Annotated in this window: 21 protein-coding genes; 17 read left to right on the top strand and 4 right to left on the bottom strand. The window is 34.1% G+C overall.

Annotated features, from left to right (window positions below; all coding sequences use genetic code 11):
* Positions 1–110: 110 nt before the first annotated feature.
* Genes ACTWP4_RS15900 through ACTWP4_RS15890 form a run of 3 tightly spaced genes read right to left on the bottom strand, consistent with a single transcriptional unit; the run spans position 111 to position 1189 of the window.
* On the bottom strand, positions 111–680 hold the full coding sequence (locus ACTWP4_RS15900; RefSeq protein ID WP_443129765.1) for a manganese catalase family protein: 570 nt from the start codon (positions 678–680) through the stop codon (positions 111–113).
* A 19-nt stretch (positions 681–699) separates the two neighbouring features.
* Positions 700–969, bottom strand: a complete 270-nt coding sequence (locus ACTWP4_RS15895) for a spore coat protein CotJB (protein WP_443129764.1) — start codon at positions 967–969, stop codon at positions 700–702.
* On the bottom strand, positions 941–1189 hold the full coding sequence (locus ACTWP4_RS15890; RefSeq protein ID WP_443129763.1) for a spore coat associated protein CotJA: 249 nt from the start codon (positions 1187–1189) through the stop codon (positions 941–943). Before ACTWP4_RS15890 ends, ACTWP4_RS15895 begins: the two co-directional genes overlap by 29 nt.
* A 163-nt stretch (positions 1190–1352) precedes the next feature.
* On the opposite strand from ACTWP4_RS15890, the gene ACTWP4_RS15885 reads away from it, so the two are divergent.
* Positions 1353–2585, top strand: a complete 1233-nt coding sequence (locus tag ACTWP4_RS15885; RefSeq protein WP_443129762.1) for a Glu/Leu/Phe/Val family dehydrogenase — start codon at positions 1353–1355, stop codon at positions 2583–2585.
* A gap of 43 nt (positions 2586–2628) precedes the next feature.
* The gene (locus tag ACTWP4_RS15880) at positions 2629–3612 is read left to right on the top strand and encodes a YpdA family putative bacillithiol disulfide reductase (RefSeq protein ID WP_443129761.1); all 984 of its coding nucleotides are present in this window, start codon (positions 2629–2631) and stop codon (positions 3610–3612) included.
* A gap of 225 nt (positions 3613–3837) precedes the next feature.
* On the opposite strand, the gene ACTWP4_RS15875 is transcribed toward ACTWP4_RS15880, so the two are convergent.
* Complete coding sequence (locus ACTWP4_RS15875; protein ID WP_443129760.1) at positions 3838–4800, bottom strand: asparaginase; 963 nt, start codon at positions 4798–4800, stop codon at positions 3838–3840.
* Between the two features lie 105 nt (positions 4801–4905).
* Between ACTWP4_RS15875 and prsW the strand changes: the two genes are divergently transcribed.
* From prsW to ACTWP4_RS15800, 15 genes are all read left to right on the top strand, one after another.
* Positions 4906–5562 (top strand): glutamic-type intramembrane protease PrsW, encoded by a 657-nt coding sequence (gene prsW / locus ACTWP4_RS15870; RefSeq protein ID WP_443129759.1) that lies wholly within the window; start codon positions 4906–4908, stop codon positions 5560–5562.
* 312 nt (positions 5563–5874) lie between these two features.
* Entirely contained in the window at positions 5875–6774 is a 900-nt protein-coding gene (gene sleB / locus ACTWP4_RS15865; RefSeq protein WP_443129758.1) for a spore cortex-lytic enzyme, read from the top strand.
* 17 nt (positions 6775–6791) lie between these two features.
* Positions 6792–8126: a germination protein YpeB gene (gene ypeB / locus ACTWP4_RS15860; RefSeq protein WP_443129757.1), complete on the top strand. Its 1335-nt coding sequence runs from the start codon at positions 6792–6794 to the stop codon at positions 8124–8126.
* Positions 8127–8230: 104 nt separating this feature from the next.
* The gene (locus tag ACTWP4_RS15855; RefSeq protein ID WP_443129756.1) at positions 8231–8878 is read left to right on the top strand and encodes a flagellar brake protein; all 648 of its coding nucleotides are present in this window, start codon (positions 8231–8233) and stop codon (positions 8876–8878) included.
* 23 nt (positions 8879–8901) lie between these two features.
* Positions 8902–9573, top strand: a complete 672-nt coding sequence (gene cmk, locus ACTWP4_RS15850) for a (d)CMP kinase (protein WP_443129755.1) — start codon at positions 8902–8904, stop codon at positions 9571–9573.
* Positions 9574–9577: 4 nt separating this feature from the next.
* The gene (locus ACTWP4_RS15845; protein WP_443129754.1) at positions 9578–10156 is read left to right on the top strand and encodes a lysophospholipid acyltransferase family protein; all 579 of its coding nucleotides are present in this window, start codon (positions 9578–9580) and stop codon (positions 10154–10156) included.
* 98 nt (positions 10157–10254) lie between these two features.
* Complete coding sequence (gene rpsA / locus ACTWP4_RS15840) at positions 10255–11403, top strand: 30S ribosomal protein S1 (protein WP_443129753.1); 1149 nt, start codon at positions 10255–10257, stop codon at positions 11401–11403.
* 212 nt (positions 11404–11615) lie between these two features.
* Complete coding sequence (locus tag ACTWP4_RS15835; protein ID WP_443129752.1) at positions 11616–12221, top strand: YphA family membrane protein; 606 nt, start codon at positions 11616–11618, stop codon at positions 12219–12221.
* The gene (locus ACTWP4_RS15830; protein WP_443129751.1) at positions 12218–13102 is read left to right on the top strand and encodes a YIEGIA family protein; all 885 of its coding nucleotides are present in this window, start codon (positions 12218–12220) and stop codon (positions 13100–13102) included. The genes ACTWP4_RS15835 and ACTWP4_RS15830 overlap by 4 nt, the downstream gene beginning before the upstream one ends.
* 5 nt (positions 13103–13107) lie before the next feature.
* Positions 13108–13293 carry a capping complex subunit for YIEGIA gene (locus tag ACTWP4_RS15825; RefSeq protein ID WP_443129793.1) on the top strand — a complete coding sequence of 62 codons (186 nt, stop codon included), beginning with the start codon at positions 13108–13110 and terminating at the stop codon, positions 13291–13293.
* A 130-nt stretch (positions 13294–13423) separates the two neighbouring features.
* Positions 13424–14734 carry a ribosome biogenesis GTPase Der gene (der, locus tag ACTWP4_RS15820; protein ID WP_443129750.1) on the top strand — a complete coding sequence of 437 codons (1311 nt, stop codon included), beginning with the start codon at positions 13424–13426 and terminating at the stop codon, positions 14732–14734.
* An 11-nt stretch (positions 14735–14745) separates the two neighbouring features.
* The gene (locus tag ACTWP4_RS15815; protein WP_443129749.1) at positions 14746–15786 is read left to right on the top strand and encodes an NAD(P)H-dependent glycerol-3-phosphate dehydrogenase; all 1041 of its coding nucleotides are present in this window, start codon (positions 14746–14748) and stop codon (positions 15784–15786) included.
* A gap of 58 nt (positions 15787–15844) precedes the next feature.
* On the top strand, positions 15845–16105 hold the full coding sequence (locus tag ACTWP4_RS15810; RefSeq protein ID WP_443129748.1) for a stage VI sporulation protein F: 261 nt from the start codon (positions 15845–15847) through the stop codon (positions 16103–16105).
* Positions 16106–16362: 257 nt separating this feature from the next.
* Entirely contained in the window at positions 16363–16563 is a 201-nt protein-coding gene (locus ACTWP4_RS15805) for a DUF2768 domain-containing protein (RefSeq protein ID WP_091483443.1), read from the top strand.
* 22 nt (positions 16564–16585) lie between these two features.
* Positions 16586–17314 carry a hypothetical protein gene (locus ACTWP4_RS15800; RefSeq protein WP_443129747.1) on the top strand — a complete coding sequence of 243 codons (729 nt, stop codon included), beginning with the start codon at positions 16586–16588 and terminating at the stop codon, positions 17312–17314.
* Positions 17315–17524: the final 210 nt, after the last annotated feature.

Below are 17524 nucleotides of genomic sequence, written 5' to 3'. Positions count from 1 at the left end.
CTATACCTTGGTTTTAATGTTATCAAGATCCGAAATTTATAATTTCCAAAACGAAAATAAATCAGCCCCATATTGTATTAATAAGATGAGACTGATTTTTACGATAACTATTAAAATACTTTTTTGCGATTACGTTCTTCTTTTAATATTTCGACCGCTTCATGGAATCGTTGTGAATGGACAATCTCTCTCTCTCGTAAAAATTTTAACGAATCATTTATAAAAGGATCATCAGATATATCAATAATCCATTGATATGTTGCACGTGCTTTCTCTTCTGCTGCAATATCTTCATATAAATCGGCAATCGGATCACCTTTAGCTTGGATATATGTTGCGGTCCATGGTGATCCAGCAGCGTTATGATAAAATAATGCATGATCATGATTAACGAAGTGAGGTCCTAGGCCAGCAGCCTTTAATTGCTCTGGAGTTGCATCCTTAGTTAACTTATAGATCATTGTAGCAATCATTTCTAAATGAGCAAACTCTTCTGTACCAATATCATTTAATAAACCAACAACTTTGTCTGGTATGGTATAACGTTGATTTAAATACCGTAAAGCAGCTGACAGCTCTCCGTCTGCTCCTCCATATTGTTCGATTAAAAATTTGGCTAACATTGGATTACATTCGCTAACCTTAACAGGGTATTGCAACTTCTTTTCGTAATACCACATTTCTGATATTCCTCCCTTCTTATACTTGCCAAGGCCAAGGAGCTTCTTTCCAATTCCAGGGATAGCTTGAATAACTTTGACCATATTGCATAAGAGGACCAAAGTGTTCTTCAAATTGATTTTTCAATTGTCTACTCTCATAAGAAGCTTGATTAAATTGTTTAATAGCATCTAGATCATTGGGATGTGTATCTAGGTATAATGTTAACTCTACTAAAACGAAATCTACCGCTTGTATTTGTTCCAGTAGCTGATAATAGCTATCTGGTAATGGCTTTTGCTGTGTCATTCGCTTGATTCCCCCTTTTCGAATAATACGGATCATACAAACAAGTCCATAGAGTTCCAGCATAAAGCGCTTCTTTAGCAGTCGGAAATTGTTCTGCATTATTCGGTTGAAAACCTATATATAAATTAGGAGGAGTAGAATAACACTTTTTTAAGACTGGTTTACAAGGATCAAACTTACTAACGAACGGTGAATAACATTTGGTTAGTGTAAAAGTCATGATTTTCTCCTTTCTCCAAAACAAGAAAATTTTCCTTCACTTTCATTGTATGGAGGTAGGACCATGTCCTATTACAGATGATTTTAGGTCTGTTTGTAAATTTCACATAATAAATAGATCGTTGTATACTATTTTTGTATGTGAAAATATGAGGAGTGACAAAATGGTAAAAGGCTATATGCATTTACAAGAAAAGATGGAGCACATATTACAACATTTAGGCTATCCTAACGACATATTTCAATTGTTAAAAGAACCAGCTAAAGTAATGAAAGTCAGGATTCCTGTCAGAATGGATAATGATTCTGTGAAAATGTTTACCGGGTACCGAGCAGTACATCATAATGTATTTGGGATTACGCAAGGTAATGTACATTTTAGACCGGATTTAACCGAAGAAGAGGTATCACAATTAGCTATCCTTCGAAGCGTAAAGACGAGCAACATGCAGATTCCTGTTGGAGGCAGTAGTGGTGGTATCGTGTGTGATGTAAGAGAATTATCTCATCGAGAGTTAGAAAGGCTGTGCCGAGGTTATATTCGTACTATTCAGCAAATAATTGGGCCTGATACAGATATTTTATCTTCTGATGCATCAGTTAATCCACAGATTATGGCGTGGATGATGGATGAATATAGTCTGTTGAATGTGGGGTCAGATCCTAATTTTATAGCAGGTAAACCATATGTATTAGGTGGAATTAAAGATAAAGAACTAGCAATTGAGAAAGGAATTATTGCTACGGTCCGATCTATACAGACAGAATTAAGCGAACAGCAAAATAAAGGTATTATGATTCATGGTATAGGTCAAATAGGAAGTTATGTTGCACAGAAGTTATATGAATTAGGATATAAAATAAGTGGTCTTTCAGATCCACAAGGCGCATTATATGATGCAGCGGGATTAGATATCCCAGAAATATTAAAGAGAAAAGACAGTTTCGGTTTGGTAACGAAAGCCTTCCCAAATCGTATAAGTATTGAGGAGTTTCTTCAAAAAAAATGCGATATGTTAGTTCTAACAGCCAAAGGAGAACAAATTACATCAGACCTTGCAAACGATATACGTGCAGCATGTATTCTTGAAACTATTAACGATTCAATTGATAAGCGTGCATTGGATATGATCATCGAAAAGAATGTACAAGTTATACCTGAAGTTATCACCACTACGGGGGGAATAGTCTATGCCTACTTGGAATGGCTAGAATATAAGCAAGGAATAAAATATACAGAAGAAGAAGTGGAGGATAAATTTATAAATATTATCAACCAAGCAATTAAACAAGTTTGCTATGTTTCTAAAAATAAAAATGTTAATATATATATGGCCAGTTATATGGTTGGTTTGAAAAATCAAGCTGAAGCAGTACGTTTTAGAGGCTGGATTTAAAACATACATAAATATGTAAAGTGTTGAAGGAGTGTATCGCAATATGCAACAAGAAAAAGTGATTGTGATTGGTGCGGGACCATGTGGTATGTCCGCAGCAATTGAATTACAAAATATTGGTATAGATCCATTAATAATTGAAAAAGGCAATATCGTCGATTCGATTTACCAATACCCAACCCACCAAACCTTTTTCAGTTCAAGTGATAAATTGGAAATAGGTGACGTTGCGTTTGTTACGGAAAAAAATAAACCTGTTAGAAACCAAGCATTGGCTTATTACCGTACGGTAGCAATTCGGAAAAACTTACGAATTAATAGCTTTGAAAAAGTAATAAAAATAAAAAAAACAAATGATGGTTTTCAACTAGAGACGGAAAATCAATATAAAGAAACAATTACGTACCAGACAAAATATTGTATTATTGCAACAGGTTATTATGGTCAACCGAATTATATGGGAATAAAAGGGGAAGAATTGGATAAAGTTTCTCACTATTTTAAGGAAGCACATCCTTTTTACCAACAAAATGTTGCAGTAATTGGTGGAAAAAACTCTGCAGTAGATGCTACAATCGAATTATATAAAGCTGGGGCTAATGTAACAGTCCTTTATCGTGGAAGTGAGTATTCTTCCAGTGTGAAACCATGGATATTACCGGAATTTGCTTCACTTGTAAAACATGGTAAAGTAAAAATGGAATTTAATGCAACGATTGAGGAAATAACGAAGGATGAGATTATTTATCGAGTGAAGGATGAGAAAAAATCTATTCAGAATGATTATGTATTTGCAATGACAGGTTATCAGCCTAACCAGGATTTTCTAAAACAGGCTGAAATTACTATTGATCAAGAGTCAGGTAGACCGACTTTTGAAACTGAGACAATGGAAACCAATATAGAAAATATCTATATCGCTGGCGTTATTGCTGCTGGATATGATAATAACGAAATATTTATTGAGAATGGTCGTTTCCACGGTGGATTAATTGCCAGTTCAATAAAAAAGAAAGAGCAATTATAAGAAAGTGTCGTGAAAATGATAAGAAACGTAGCGGCTGGTTTGACTCAATTGAGATAATGGAATTACGGTAAGTTAGTGAACCCTCCGTAGGCAAGTCTTCATTTTCATAGAGCCATTCCGTAATCTCCTAGTTCGGTGCTAAAGTGGACAGATCGTTATTATTATCTTTTATTATAAAAATAAAACCCTCTACATATGGTTATGTGGAGGGTAAAAGTAAATCAATTAATCTCTAAATGCTTTCATTAACTCTTGATGAGATGCACCATTTTCTAATAAGAGTAAGAGTTTCAAACGTGCTTTTGGACCATTTAAATGATTTGCAAAGATGACTCCGTCCTCAAGTAATGTGCGCCCGCCACCTTCATATTGATAGGTAGGCTGTACGATTCCTTTATAACAACGAGATACAAATAGTACCGTTATATCATGTTTTATAAAGTTTTTTATAGCAGGGACTATAGTTGGGGGAACATTCCCTTGTCCTAGTGCCTCAATAATAATTCCGTCAATGTGTGAAGGTTGAATATAATCTAATAGGTCATTTGACATCCCAGCATATGCTTTAAGGAGTAGTACGTTTTTTGTTATGTCATGGATATGAATAGTTTCATGGTGATACGTTTTTTGATAAAAATATACATCTTGTTTTGTTACCATGCCAACAGGTCCGAATTGTGGACTTTGAAAAGTGGCAACATTAGTGGTAGAAGTTTTTGTGACATATTGCGCGGTGTGAACTTCGTCATTCATCACAACTAATACACCACGATTACAAGACTTCGGGTTAGAAGCTACACGAATTGCACATATCAGATTATATAAACCATCTGATCCAATTTCATTACTCGATCTCATAGCACCTGTAAATACAATAGGAATAGTTGTTTTTACACACACATCAACAAAATATGAAGTTTCTTCTAATGTATCTGTTCCATGTGTGACTACAATCCCGTTATAGTTATCCGTATCTATTTTTCTCTGAATAAATTCTGCTAATTGAAGCATATGTTTCGGTGTGATATGTGGAGATGGTAGGTGGAATAAATGCACTTCTTCAATAGGGAGAAAATGCAATGGTTCCATTTTTGATAAGGGATGTGTTGATGTTTCTACAACACTCCCATCTTGATTCTCTTCCATAGAAATTGTGCCACCAGTATGAATAATTAACGTTTTTTTCATTATGTTCCCAACTTTCTTTATTTATATCACGAATATCTTTGTTTTAACAGATTTCTTTTGATATTATGACATAATTCTCGGGAGATAGAAAGTAGGTGATATCAGTTGTTTGCTCTCATATCAGTTTCCATTGCTCCGGCATTTGCGTTGTTATCGTTTTTCTATTTAAAAGATAAATATGAATTAGAGCCGATTAATGCAATTTTCCGTACATTTATATATGGAGCACTATTAGTGTTTCCAATTATGTTTATTCAATATGCATTTCAAGAAGAAGGTATTGCACAAACCTCTTTTTTACAATCTTATTTCATCTATGGATTATTTGAGGAGTTTTTTAAATGGTTCATATTTATTTTCACTACTTATAAATATTCGAAATTTAATACTGTTTATGATGGGATTGTATATGGAGTTTCTATAAGTTTGGGTTTTGCAACAGTTGAAAATATTCTTTATTTATTTGCACACGGTATTGAATTCGCATTAAGTAGAGCGATTTTTCCAGTTTCATCTCATGCACTGTTCGGAGTAATAATGGGTTATTATTTGGGAAGGGCAAAATTTTCAGCTAACAGTGGTGTATTTTTTCTGTTATTAGCGTTATTATTACCTACTTTCTTACATGGAACGTATGATTTTATAATAGAAGCGATTCAGAGACAATGGATATACGGACTCATCCCGTTTATGGTTATACTGTGGTTGCTTAGCCTTAGGAAAGTAAAAGTGGCTAATGAAATCAGTCAGCAACAAGTTTAAATAATGATATCAAAAGAAACTCACATCGAAATAGAGCAATAATTTGCAGTAATGCAATTCTCATTGGTGACATTCTTTCGTTAAAACAAGCGGGAAACGCTTCAGCCTCCTTGCAAGAGTAAACTTTTCAAACGGTTCTTTACTTACTCGTTTCAATGTTTAAATGAAACGAGTATTTTTTTTGTTCATTGAAAGATAGCTATTTTAATTTTTTTATTGTATGTATCTTTTTTTAAATGAATAAATTTCATTTTTTATTAAAAGCTATCCATAACAATATGTCACTTAGATATTAATTTGGAGGTAGCTTTAATGAAAAAAAAGATAACGATTTGTCTTATCATTTTTGCCATTAGTTCTTTTTTCTTCATTGATGGAAAAGACAATCAGGTTCAAGGATTTACAAATCAAGTGATACAACATGGTGCTACAGGTGATGACGTTATTGAACTCCAAGCGAGACTTCAATATTTAGGTTTTTATAATGGTGATATTGATGGAGTTTTCGGCTGGGGAACGTATTGGGCGTTACGTAATTTTCAATATGAATTTGGTATGGAAATAGATGGATTAGCAGGGCAAGAGGTAAAGCAAAAGTTGGAAAAAGCAAGTGAATTTGACAAAGGCTTTGTGCATGAGCAAATTCAAAAAGGAAAGGACTTCACCTATTATGGTGGTATGGATAAAGAAAAACAAACGGAACCAACTCCTAATACAAATCAAAAAGAATCCGATGGTAATGCAAATCAGCAAAATCAACAACAAGATCAAAATCAAGCAGCTCAACAAAATAACAATCAACCACAAGCAACAGATGAAGATTTAGAGCCAACCGCTGTCAATATACCACAAGGATTTTCACAAAATGATATACAAATCATGGCAAATGCTGTTTATGGTGAAGCAAGGGGTGAACCGTATGAAGGCCAAGTAGCAGTTGCCTCAGTTATTTTAAATCGTGTTGAAAGCTCATCGTTTCCAAATACTGTATCAGGAGTGATTTTTGAACCTCGAGCCTTTACTGCGGTTAGTGATGGGCAAATTTGGTTAACACCTAATGACACAGCCAAAAGAGCCGTATTAGACGCTATTAATGGTTGGGACCCAACTGGAGAGGCTCTCTATTATTTTAATCCTGACACTGCTACTTCTAGCTGGATTTGGTCACGACCACAAATTAAACGAATCGGAAAACATATATTCTGTATGTAATTTTTGGAGGTGAAAAAATGTTTCGTTGGACGCTTATTACGCTTTTAAGTATAGCTGTTATCGGAGTATCTGTATGGGGATATCAAGAACATCAAGAAAAAAATGCAATTCTCATCCAGGCTGAAAATAATTATCAACGATCTTTCCATGATTTAACCTATAACTTAGATCTACTACATGATAAAATTGGTTCTACTTTAGCAATGAATACTAGAGAACAATTATCACCACAATTGGCTGAAATTTGGCGGTTAACATCAATGGCACATAATGATGTAGGTCAATTACCATTAACATTACTACCATTTAACAAAACAGAAGAATTTTTACAACAGATGGGTGATTTTAGTTATCGTACGGCTATAAGAGATTTAGAAAAAAAGCCCCTTTCTGACGATGAATTGGAAGCTCTAGAATCTCTTTATAAAGTTTCAGGAGATATAGAAAAAGAATTACGTAAAGTACAAAATTTGGTACTTAAAGATAATTTGAGATGGATGGATGTACAACTAGCATTAGTGAATAATGATCAGGTAGCTGATAATACAATTATAGATGGTTTCCAAACAGTTGAAAAAACGGTAGAAGGATATTCAGAAGGAAAACTGAATGCAAGTATGATGGGAACTTCAAGTAAAAAAGATGGTTTCTCAATTCTTGGAGATAAAAAGATATCAGAAGATGAAGCGAAGAAAAAAATGCGATCTCTACTACGAATTGATAAGGAAACAGAATTAACAGTTGCATCAACAGGAAAAGGCGCTAATGTTCCATTATTCAGTGGGTCATATAAAGAAGACGATACAACTGGATATATTGATATAACCCAAAATGGTGGATATCCATTAACTTTAATGATTAATCGAAAAGTAAAGGAATCAAACAAAAGTTTACATGAGGCAATGCAAAATGCTAAAAAGTATTTATCAAAATTGGAGTTCACCGAAGAGCTTGCCTTAGTTGAAAGCAATCAGTATGACAATGTTGGTGTATTTCAATTTGTACCAAAATATGATGATGTTTGGATTTATCCAGATGCGATACAAATCAAAGTTGCTTTAGATAATGGTGAGATACTTGGTTTTGTTGCAAAAGATTATTTAGAAAATTATCATGAAAGAAAAATACCTAAAATTGAATTATCAGAAGAAGAAGCTCGAGATAAAGTAAATCCAAACTTAAAAATTCAAGAACACCATCTAGCTATTATTGAAGATGACATGGGTGAAGAAGTATTATCATATGTTTTTTTAGGAACACTAAATCAAGACACATACAAAATCTTCATCAATGCATCAGATGGAAGTGAAGTGAGAGTAGATAAACTGAAGCAAGCAGAGATGAAATATTAAAAAGTGAGAAAGAAGGACTTTTCCTTCTTTCTTTTTTTTGCGATAATAAGTATTGAACTAATTCCCATTAAAACAAAATAAATAGCAAAGAAAGAGGATGAACATTGATTAAAATCGGAAAATTTTTGCAGCTTGAGCAGATAAAAGAAGATAGAACAACGTACAAATGCAGGGTCATCGAACAAAAAAGAGATAAAGTATACATTGATTACCCTATTGATGAGCAAACAAATCGCTCCGATATTTTCCCTGTGGGAACAAAGTTTCATGTTCACTTTATTGAAAACAATTCAGTATTTAGTTTTCCTAGTGAGGTTATCGGTAAAGCTAAAATCAAAAATATACCAACTCTAATTCTTTCATTCGAGGTAAATAATCTTAAAAAAATCCAACGAAGAGAATTTGTAAGAGTTGAAGCGATGCTGGATGTTTCCGTTCAAAGTATAGACCAAAATTTTGATTCTTTTACTACTGTTACTCACGATATCAGTGGTGGTGGGCTAGCTATTTTAGTGGATAAAGGCATTGAAATAAAAGAGGGCGAATTACTGGATATTATGTTAGTATTACCTTTAGATAAAAAGATCGAATATTTACATATTATTGGAGAAGCAGTACGAATACATGAGAGAAAAGAGGATAAAGATATTTTATCTGTGAAATTTAATGAAATGGATAAACATCATCAGCAGTTAATTGTTCAGTACTGCTTTACAAAACAATTAGAAGATCGTAGAAAAGGTCTTTCATAGGTAGAAGGGTAGGAAGGAATATGATGAGAGAAAAAGAAATAGCCATTGCGATTGATGGCCCAGCTGCTGCAGGTAAAAGTACAGTAGCAAAAATAGTTGCAAAAAAATTAGGTTACATATACATTGATACTGGTGCAATGTATAGATCGTTAACATTTTCTGTAATCAAAAATCAGATTGATATAAACAATGCTGACTTAGTTATAGAACATCTTCATAACATTACAATCGACATTAACTCCAATCAACAAGTATTTATTAATCACGAAAATGTGACGGATGCTATTAGGACAGAAGAGGTTACGAAAAATGTGTCTGCAATAGCTTCTATTCCAGAAGTAAGAGAGGAAATGGTGAAAAGACAACAAAAACTTGCTGAAAAACGAGCAGTTGTAATGGATGGGCGAGATATTGGTACACAAGTTATTCCTGATGCGGAAGTAAAAGTTTTTTTGGTTGCAAGTGTGAAAGAACGAGCGGAAAGAAGACACGCAGAAAACCTGCAAAAGGGATTTCCATCAGACTTGGATCAAATCAAACGTGATATTGAAAAACGTGATAAAATGGATTCTGAACGAGCTGTATCACCTCTAAAAAAAGCGCCCGGAGCAAAAGAAATAGACACGACTTCATTATCCATCGATGAGGTTGCAGAAAAAATATTATCTTTAGTTAATTCAAAGATGAGGAGTTAGGAAAATGAGTTTTTATCAATTTGCAAAGACAGTGGTTAAAATGGTTTTACAACCAAAGTATAAAGTAAAAAAAGTAGGTATTGACAATATTCCAAAAGAAGGTCCAGTCATTATTTGTTCCAATCATATTTCGAACTATGACCCACCAATTGTTGGGATCACTTGTCCACGACCTATCCATTTTCTAGCAAAAGAAGAGTTGTTTAAAAATAAAATCTTTGCGTTCATTTTAAATAACGTAAACGCCTTTCCAATTAAACGTGGGATGAAAGATCGTAACGCGTTAAGAAAAGGTCTGGAAGTATTAAAAGAAGGTAATGTTTTAGGACTATTCCCAGAGGGAACAAGAAGTAAAAATGGTGAGATAAAAAGAGGTCTGGCAGGAGCTGGTTTCTTTGCTCTTAGATCTAAAGCAACTGTGATCCCATGTGCTATTGTTGGTAGTTATAAGAGTAAAGAGCCCCTTATAGTTATCTATGGTAAGCCAGTTGATTTAGAGCCATTAAAAGAAAAGAAAGCATCTGCCCAAGAAGTTACTGATGCAATAATGAATGAAATTAAAAAAATTAAAGAAAATCATTAAGTTTTATATATATAACTTGACAAATCACGCTAAATGTTAGAAGTTAGAAAAAAGCACATTTATGTTTTTTGTGTTGGAAATCGAAGGAGGTCTTTGTCATGGATGAAATGAATCAAGAAATTTCTGAGATTAAGGAACTTTCAGTAGGCGATATTGTACAAGGTAAAGTGGTTAAAGTAGAAGAAAAACACGTACTAGTTGATATCGGTTATAAAGTAGAAGGGATTGTTCCGATTAGTGAGCTCTCTGCACTTCGCATAGAAACAGCTAGTGATGCAGTTAGTGAAGGTGACCAACTGGAATTACAAGTGAAAAAAGTAGAAGACGAAGAAATAGTCTTATCTAAGAAAGCTGTAATTGCGGAAAAAGCTTGGGACGATTTACAAGAAAAGTTTGAGAATAATGAAATTATTGAAGCTACAGTCCGTGATGTTGTGAAAGGTGGCCTTGTAGTAGACGTAGGTGTCAGAGGTTTTATTCCAGCTTCATTAGTAGAGACACACTATGTAGAGGATTTTGCTGACTATCAAGATAAATCGCTAACATTAAAAATTGTTGAATTAGATAAAGAACAAAATAGAATTATTTTATCGCATCGAGCGGTTATTGAAGAAGAAGAACAAAAGAAAAAAGGCGAGTTACTCACTTCCCTTGAGGAAGGTCAAGAGATTGAAGGTATTGTTCAACGTATTACAGACTTTGGTGTATTTGTAGATATTGGTGGATTAGACGGATTAGTACATATCTCACAACTTGCACATAATCATGTAGAAAAAGCATCTGATGTGGTTTCTGAAGGCGACACACTTAAAGTGAAGGTTTTATCTGTCGATAAGGAAAATGAAAGAGTATCTTTATCGCATAAAGCAACACAACCTGGTCCTTGGGATAATATTGAAGAAAAAATTGCGATTAATGATGTAGTAGAAGGTACTGTAAAACGTTTAGTTAACTTCGGTGCTTTTGTAGAGGTGCTTCCAGGTGTTGAAGGTCTCGTTCATATTTCGCAAATTTCTACAGAGCATATCGGAACACCAGGCGAAGTGCTTGAGGTTGGACAAACTGTCAATGTAAAAGTACTTGATGTAAGTGGAGAAGATAAGCGTATATCATTAAGTATCAGAGAAATTGAAGAAGAGAAGAATCAACAAGAAATTAAACAGTATGAAAGTGATGACGATCAATCAGGATTCCAACTAGGCGATATGATCGGAGATAAATTAAATAAGTATAAAGATGATAAATAAGAAAAGCGCAGAGTTCCTGTTTAGCAACAATCAAATTGGACTGAAGCGTTCGGTACTAGCTTTTAGGTGTTAGAGTTATACAGATGCGCCAGTATTATATTTTCTAATCTATTCAAAAAACATGCTACGTTTTGTAGCATGTTTTTTTCTTTTCCACTATGTACTTTAAAAAAGATTAAAAAGCTGGAAAAACGTACATACTGTTAAAGGTGATGTCAATGTATCAATATTTAACCATTTATATATGTTGGGTATTATGGTGTTTTGTGACTTTTTTTATGTCGAAACATGGAAAGCGTAACACATATTCAATTTTGTTACTCCTGTTTTTAATTTTATTGCCGTACAAAATCATAGTAATGGATTTACCTTTGAATGTATCTTTCTTTTTACTATTATTGTATAGTTTTTTTTCTATTGTAAATAGTAAACTGTCATTCAAAAAGTATTTTTCAATACTTATTATAAGTTATTTGTATGCTATATATTTTATTTGGCGTATTACAAGTCCTATTCTGAATGATTTTTCCTTTATTATAATTGCTGTTATAAGTGGATTCCTATTGGTACAAATTGCATCAAGAAGCACTTATCAACAAATTACAATTTTAATTGCCGGAGTTAGCTTTGGTCATTTTTTTTACAGTCTTATATGTCGAAGCTATTACTTACAATATACGATTAATGATACACATTTTTTCAGTATTTTATTTTCGATTCTGTTGCTTATTGCTATTCAACATAGTTGGGAATTTTTAATAACAAAAATAGAAAACGTTGTGAAAATGTTAGAATTCAAAAAGAGGTGGAATTCGTGAATGAATATACCTACCCCATTTTATTCGGAATTACATTAGGTATTATTGCTCGTTTTCTGATGCTAAAAACCGACTATCGACAATATCCAACCTATTTGCATGGGAAAATTATTCATTTAGCGTTAGGTTTTATCGCAGCAAGTCTCGGCGCTGTTGCTGTACCAGCAATTATGGAAAAGGAATATACAGCAGTGACGTTTTTAACCATTGCTGCATCGCAGTTTAGAGAAGTCCGCAATATGGAAAGAAATACACTTACAGAAATGGACAGCTACGAATTAGTCCCTAGAGGGAACACCTATATAGAGGGAATAGCGGTTGCTTTTGAAAGTAGAAATTATTTAGTAATATTCACTTCACTTTTGGTGACTATGGCATATTTAATTTGGAATATTTATGCAGCTATTATTGTCACTGTTTTGTGCTATTTTATTATTCGAAAGTACATGAGTGGTTCAACACTAGGAGACATTGTCGATATCGAACAAGCTCCTGTTTCGTTTGATGGAGCTGGCCTATATGTTGACAACATATATATAATGAATATCGGTATACCGGAAAGACAAAAGGAAATTCTAAAATATGGAATGGGGTTTGTATTAACACCTAAAAATTTTGATGTGCGATCTACTATTGCTAATTTGGGGCAACGTCAGGCTATATTACACGATTTATCCGTTTCATTAGGTGTATATAGAGATTCTGGAACTCCTGCTCTGGTTCCACTTATTAAACGTGATTTAGATGACGGCCGCATTGGTGTATTTATATTACCTCAAGATAAGGATATAAACAAAGCTCTCAAAGTATTCCAATCAGTACCAGTGTTAGAAAATGCGATTCGCATGCCTTCAGAATCTAAAGCACAAAGTAAGGAGTGATAATGATGGTTTTAGAAAAAGCTATTTTAGCTACAATTACGACGAATGCCAATAAGGTAACAGCAGGTACTTCGATTTTTATCTGTGACAACAAAGAAGAAATGGATAAATTTGCTGCAAACTTAGAAGCCATATTAGATGGTATCAGTCACGCACTCAGTGATGAATTATATATTATTGTGAAACATTAAAGGCAACGATAATTATATTATGTAAACAAGATGAATTAACTTGTTTTATTTATAGAAGTTGTGGTAATTTAGTAAAGTGAAACGTTAGAGGAACATTTTAGAAAATCAATTTTAGGAAGGATGTGCCTTCATGAGAAGTTCAGTAGTTGCGATAGTTGGAAGGCCAAATGTTGGAAAATCAACTATTTTTAATCGTTTAGTTGGTGAAAGAATATCTATTGTGGAAGATATTCCTGGAGTAACCAGAGATCGTATTTACGCAGAAGCAGAGTGGCTTAATACCACTTTTCGTTTAATAGATACTGGTGGAATTGAAATCGGTGATGAACCATTATTAATTCAAATGCGTGAACAAGCAGAAGTAGCTATAAGAGAAGCAGACGTTATTGTTTTTCTTGCAAATGGAAGAGAAGGGATTACTGCAGCTGATGAAGAGGTTGCCAAAATATTATATAAATCGAATAAGCCTGTTGTATTAGCCGTAAATAAAGTGGATAACCCGGAAATGCGTGAACAGATTTACGAATTTTATGCTTTAGGATTTGGGGAACCTCATCCTATCTCAGGTACACATGGACTAGGATTAGGGGATTTATTGGATAGTGTTGTAAACCTTTTTCCTGAGAGAGAGAACGAGCCGGTAGACGAAGATGTCATTCATTTCAGTCTAATTGGTCGACCGAATGTTGGGAAATCTTCTTTAGTTAATGCGATCCTAAATGAAGAGCGAGTAATTGTCAGTGATATTGCAGGAACAACCCGAGATGCGATTGATACCAATTTTAGTAAAGATGGCCGTGATTATGTCATAATTGATACAGCGGGTATGAGAAAAAGAGGAAAAATCTATGAAACTACCGAAAAATACAGTATTTTAAGGGCGTTAAAAGCGATTGAACGCTCTGATGTCGTCTTAACATTAATTGATGCCGAAACTGGTATAATCGAACAAGATAAAAAAATAGCCGGTTATGCTCATGAGGCCGGAAAAGCGGTTGTTATTGTAGTTAATAAGTGGGATACAATTAAACAGCATGATCAAGCAATTAAAGAATTTGAGGACAATGTAAGAGCTCACTTTCAATTTTTAGATTATGCACCGATTGTATACTTATCTGCGGCAACAAAAAAAAGAATACACACACTTTTACCGAAAGTCGTACAAGCAAGTGAAAATCATACCAAACGAGTCGAAACGAATGTATTGAATGATGTAATCATGGACTCACTGGCAATTAATCCGGCACCAACGAAACACGGTAAGAAATTGAAAGTGTTATACGCAACACAAGTGGCTGTTAAACCACCTACATTTGTGGTGTTTGTTAATGATCCGGAACTAATGCACTTTTCTTATGAACGTTTCCTTGAAAATCAAATACGGGAAGCTTTTGGCTTTGAGGGAACACCAATAAAAATTTATGCTCGTAAGCGAAGTTAGAGGTGAATCTGATGTCGAAAATAGCAGTTCTTGGAGCAGGTAGCTGGGGTACAGCACTTGCAATGGTTTTGTGTGATAATCATCATGATGTAAGGATCTGGACACATAATCGCGATCAAAAACTAGCAATGGAACTGGAGAAAAAAAATCAAAAATATTTACCTGGTATTTCACTACCGGACTCCTTAACGATTTTTGGTGATCTCAATCAGGCTATTGAACAAGTCGAAGCTATTGTATTAGTTGTTCCAACAAAAGCAATAAGAGAAATATGTCAAAAATTGAATAAGGTATTACACCATAAAGTAGTCATCATTCATGGGAGTAAAGGGATTGAACCTGACAGTCATTATCGTATTTCAGAAATGATAAAAGAGGAATTATCCTCAAACTTGTATGATGATGTTGTAGCATTGTCTGGTCCAAGTCATGCGGAAGAAGTGAGTGTCAAACATCCTACCACTTTGACAGCAGCTTCAGAAAGTGGAGAATTGGCCGCTTTCACCCAAGATTTATTTATAAATCAATATTTTCGAGTTTACACAAGCAAGGATATCATTGGGGTAGAATTAGGTGGTGCACTTAAAAATATCATTGCTTTAGGTGCTGGAATATCGGATGGATTGGGGTACGGGGACAACGCAAAGGCAGCACTTATTACTAGAGGATTAGCTGAAATTTCCCGATTAGCGACGATTAAAGGAGCGAATCCATTAACGTTTATCGGTTTATCTGGTGTTGGTGACCTTATCGTTACTTGTACTAGTGCACATAGCCGAAATTGGCGCGCAGGTAACATGTTAGGTAAAGGGATGCCATTAAAAGATGTATTGAGCCAAATGGGCATGATAGTGGAAGGAATTCGTACTACAGAAGCAGTTTACCAATTAGCTAAAAAAGAGAATATAGAAATGCCGATAACAAATGGAATATATGATGTAATTTATGAAATAAGATCACCGAAAGAAGTAGTCGATGATCTCATGACCAGAAACCGGACAAATGAAGTGGATGATATTTCATCGTTACTTCTAAATAGGTATACGAATTAACTGTTTAACTCCTCCGTGCATACTATAAGAATGACTATAGTAGTTAGGAGGAGTTAATTTGAGTGATTTTAAACAAAATATGTTTGATCAGATTCAAAAAAAATCAAATGTTCAACCTGATCAAATTATGAAAGTAGCACAGTCTGTGCAAAATGCTGATTTTTCGGATGAAAAAACGGTAAGAAAATTAGTAAAACAATTAGCCAGTCTTTCTGGTAAACCTGTGTCAAAACAAAAAGAAGATAAAATTGTGAAAGCAATTACGAACAATAATATGCCTAAAGATATGAATTCCTTAACTAAATTATTTAAAAACTAACATTATAGGCACATGAGGATGCAAGGTATTATTGCTTCGCATACAATAAATCGCACAAGCATTCACTTTCAGGGTGATAATGGGTATTTATTTAGTCACTACCGGAGTAGATTTTGCCCCTACTACTTCGGTATTTTTTTATTATATATCCTTTGAAACAAAACATCCTCTTGCTTTCCTTTACAAAAATAAATTATGTTATAATATGTAACGATGTATTTAATCTTGGAGAAACCGTTAGAAAGGATGAATGTCAGTTGTCAGATCCATTAATGAAAATGTGGATATCGTTTGGAGGCATGGGGGCTCTTATTTTATCCATGGTTTTAATTGTGCTCAGTAGATATAAATTGAAAGGAATTCTGTCAGGTATTGTGGCATTTATTGCCTATATCTGTTTAATTATAGGTGGCATTATAATCACTTTAGTGGTGATTGGTGGACCTTCGGATGCCTGATAAGGAGGAAAGATGAAGAATAATGTTACATAAATTTATCGTATTTGGTTTTAGTATAATTTTGCTGACTGGTTGCATGTATCCATCAGAAAACCTCAGCCAAAATCAAATCTCAAAAGATTCACAATTACAGCTAGTACAAAATGCTATTGATTTATATGCAGAACAAAATAATGGTATGTTACCAATTGTAACGAAAGAAAGTGATACACCTTTATACCAAAAGTACATCATTGATTTTAGTTTGTTAAAGCAACAAGGGTTTATTCAATCTATTCCAGGAACAGCTTTTGAAAATGGTGGGAGTTATCAATATGTTTTAGTTGATGTAGAAGAAAAACCAACTGTTAAAGTAATTGATTTGCATTTAACAGATGAGATAAGAACAATACAACAACGATTAACGATTTTTCGAGATGAACATACCTATCCACCATTCGCCGATAAAGTAGCAGGGTCTGTATATGAACTAGACTATGAGAAGCTTAATTTAGATGCAGCTCCACGTGTAAACAGTCCTTATTCTGATAATAAATTACCAGTTTATATCAGTACAGATGGTGAACTATTAATTGATTATCGGGTCGAGCTTTACAAAGCTTTACAAGAGAAAAATCACTCCTATTCAAATGGCGATGATATTAGACCTATTCTGATAGAAGATCATCCAGTTGTTCCGGCATATAGTATTCCCTATACTGTAGCAGACAATGAGCCAGTTTTCGCCCCAGAAATAGAAGAGGGATGGTAACGTAATATTTACTAGAAAAAACTTATCCATTTTGGGTAAGTTTTTTTACTTTGTATAGATAAGAACACTCACCAAATACATGAACTTTGAGGTTATTATGACTTAGGCTTACTTCCTTCCACTCTGCATTTAATTGAGTGGAGACATACGCTTCGGCAGAATACTACGCTATTACCAAAAGGGCATAATTCAACATATGCTCAAGCAAAC

This window comes from Gracilibacillus sp. D59 (assembly GCF_052246695.1).
GTDB lineage: Bacteria > Bacillota > Bacilli > Bacillales > Amphibacillaceae > Gracilibacillus.
This window is presented reverse-complemented; position numbering and strand designations above follow the sequence as displayed.

Excerpts from the sequence above, each read along its gene's own strand:
- ACTWP4_RS15900 (WP_443129765.1), bottom strand. The coding sequence starts at position 680 with ATGTGGTATTACGAAAAGAAGTTGCAATACCCTGTTAAGGTTAGCGAA.
- ACTWP4_RS15895 (WP_443129764.1), bottom strand. The coding sequence starts at position 969 with ATGACACAGCAAAAGCCATTACCAGATAGCTATTATCAGCTACTGGAA.
- ACTWP4_RS15890 (WP_443129763.1), bottom strand. The coding sequence starts at position 1,189 with ATGACTTTTACACTAACCAAATGTTATTCACCGTTCGTTAGTAAGTTT.
- ACTWP4_RS15885 (WP_443129762.1), top strand. The coding sequence starts at position 1,353 with ATGGTAAAAGGCTATATGCATTTACAAGAAAAGATGGAGCACATATTA.
- ACTWP4_RS15880 (WP_443129761.1), top strand. The coding sequence starts at position 2,629 with ATGCAACAAGAAAAAGTGATTGTGATTGGTGCGGGACCATGTGGTATG.
- ACTWP4_RS15875 (WP_443129760.1), bottom strand. The coding sequence starts at position 4,800 with ATGAAAAAAACGTTAATTATTCATACTGGTGGCACAATTTCTATGGAA.
- sleB (WP_443129758.1), top strand. The coding sequence starts at position 5,875 with ATGAAAAAAAAGATAACGATTTGTCTTATCATTTTTGCCATTAGTTCT.
- ypeB (WP_443129757.1), top strand. The coding sequence starts at position 6,792 with ATGTTTCGTTGGACGCTTATTACGCTTTTAAGTATAGCTGTTATCGGA.
- cmk (WP_443129755.1), top strand. The coding sequence starts at position 8,902 with ATGAGAGAAAAAGAAATAGCCATTGCGATTGATGGCCCAGCTGCTGCA.
- ACTWP4_RS15845 (WP_443129754.1), top strand. The coding sequence starts at position 9,578 with ATGAGTTTTTATCAATTTGCAAAGACAGTGGTTAAAATGGTTTTACAA.
- rpsA (WP_443129753.1), top strand. The coding sequence starts at position 10,255 with ATGGATGAAATGAATCAAGAAATTTCTGAGATTAAGGAACTTTCAGTA.
- ACTWP4_RS15835 (WP_443129752.1), top strand. The coding sequence starts at position 11,616 with ATGTCAATGTATCAATATTTAACCATTTATATATGTTGGGTATTATGG.
- ACTWP4_RS15825 (WP_443129793.1), top strand. The coding sequence starts at position 13,108 with ATGGTTTTAGAAAAAGCTATTTTAGCTACAATTACGACGAATGCCAAT.
- der (WP_443129750.1), top strand. The coding sequence starts at position 13,424 with ATGAGAAGTTCAGTAGTTGCGATAGTTGGAAGGCCAAATGTTGGAAAA.
- ACTWP4_RS15815 (WP_443129749.1), top strand. The coding sequence starts at position 14,746 with ATGTCGAAAATAGCAGTTCTTGGAGCAGGTAGCTGGGGTACAGCACTT.
- ACTWP4_RS15800 (WP_443129747.1), top strand. The coding sequence starts at position 16,586 with ATGTTACATAAATTTATCGTATTTGGTTTTAGTATAATTTTGCTGACT.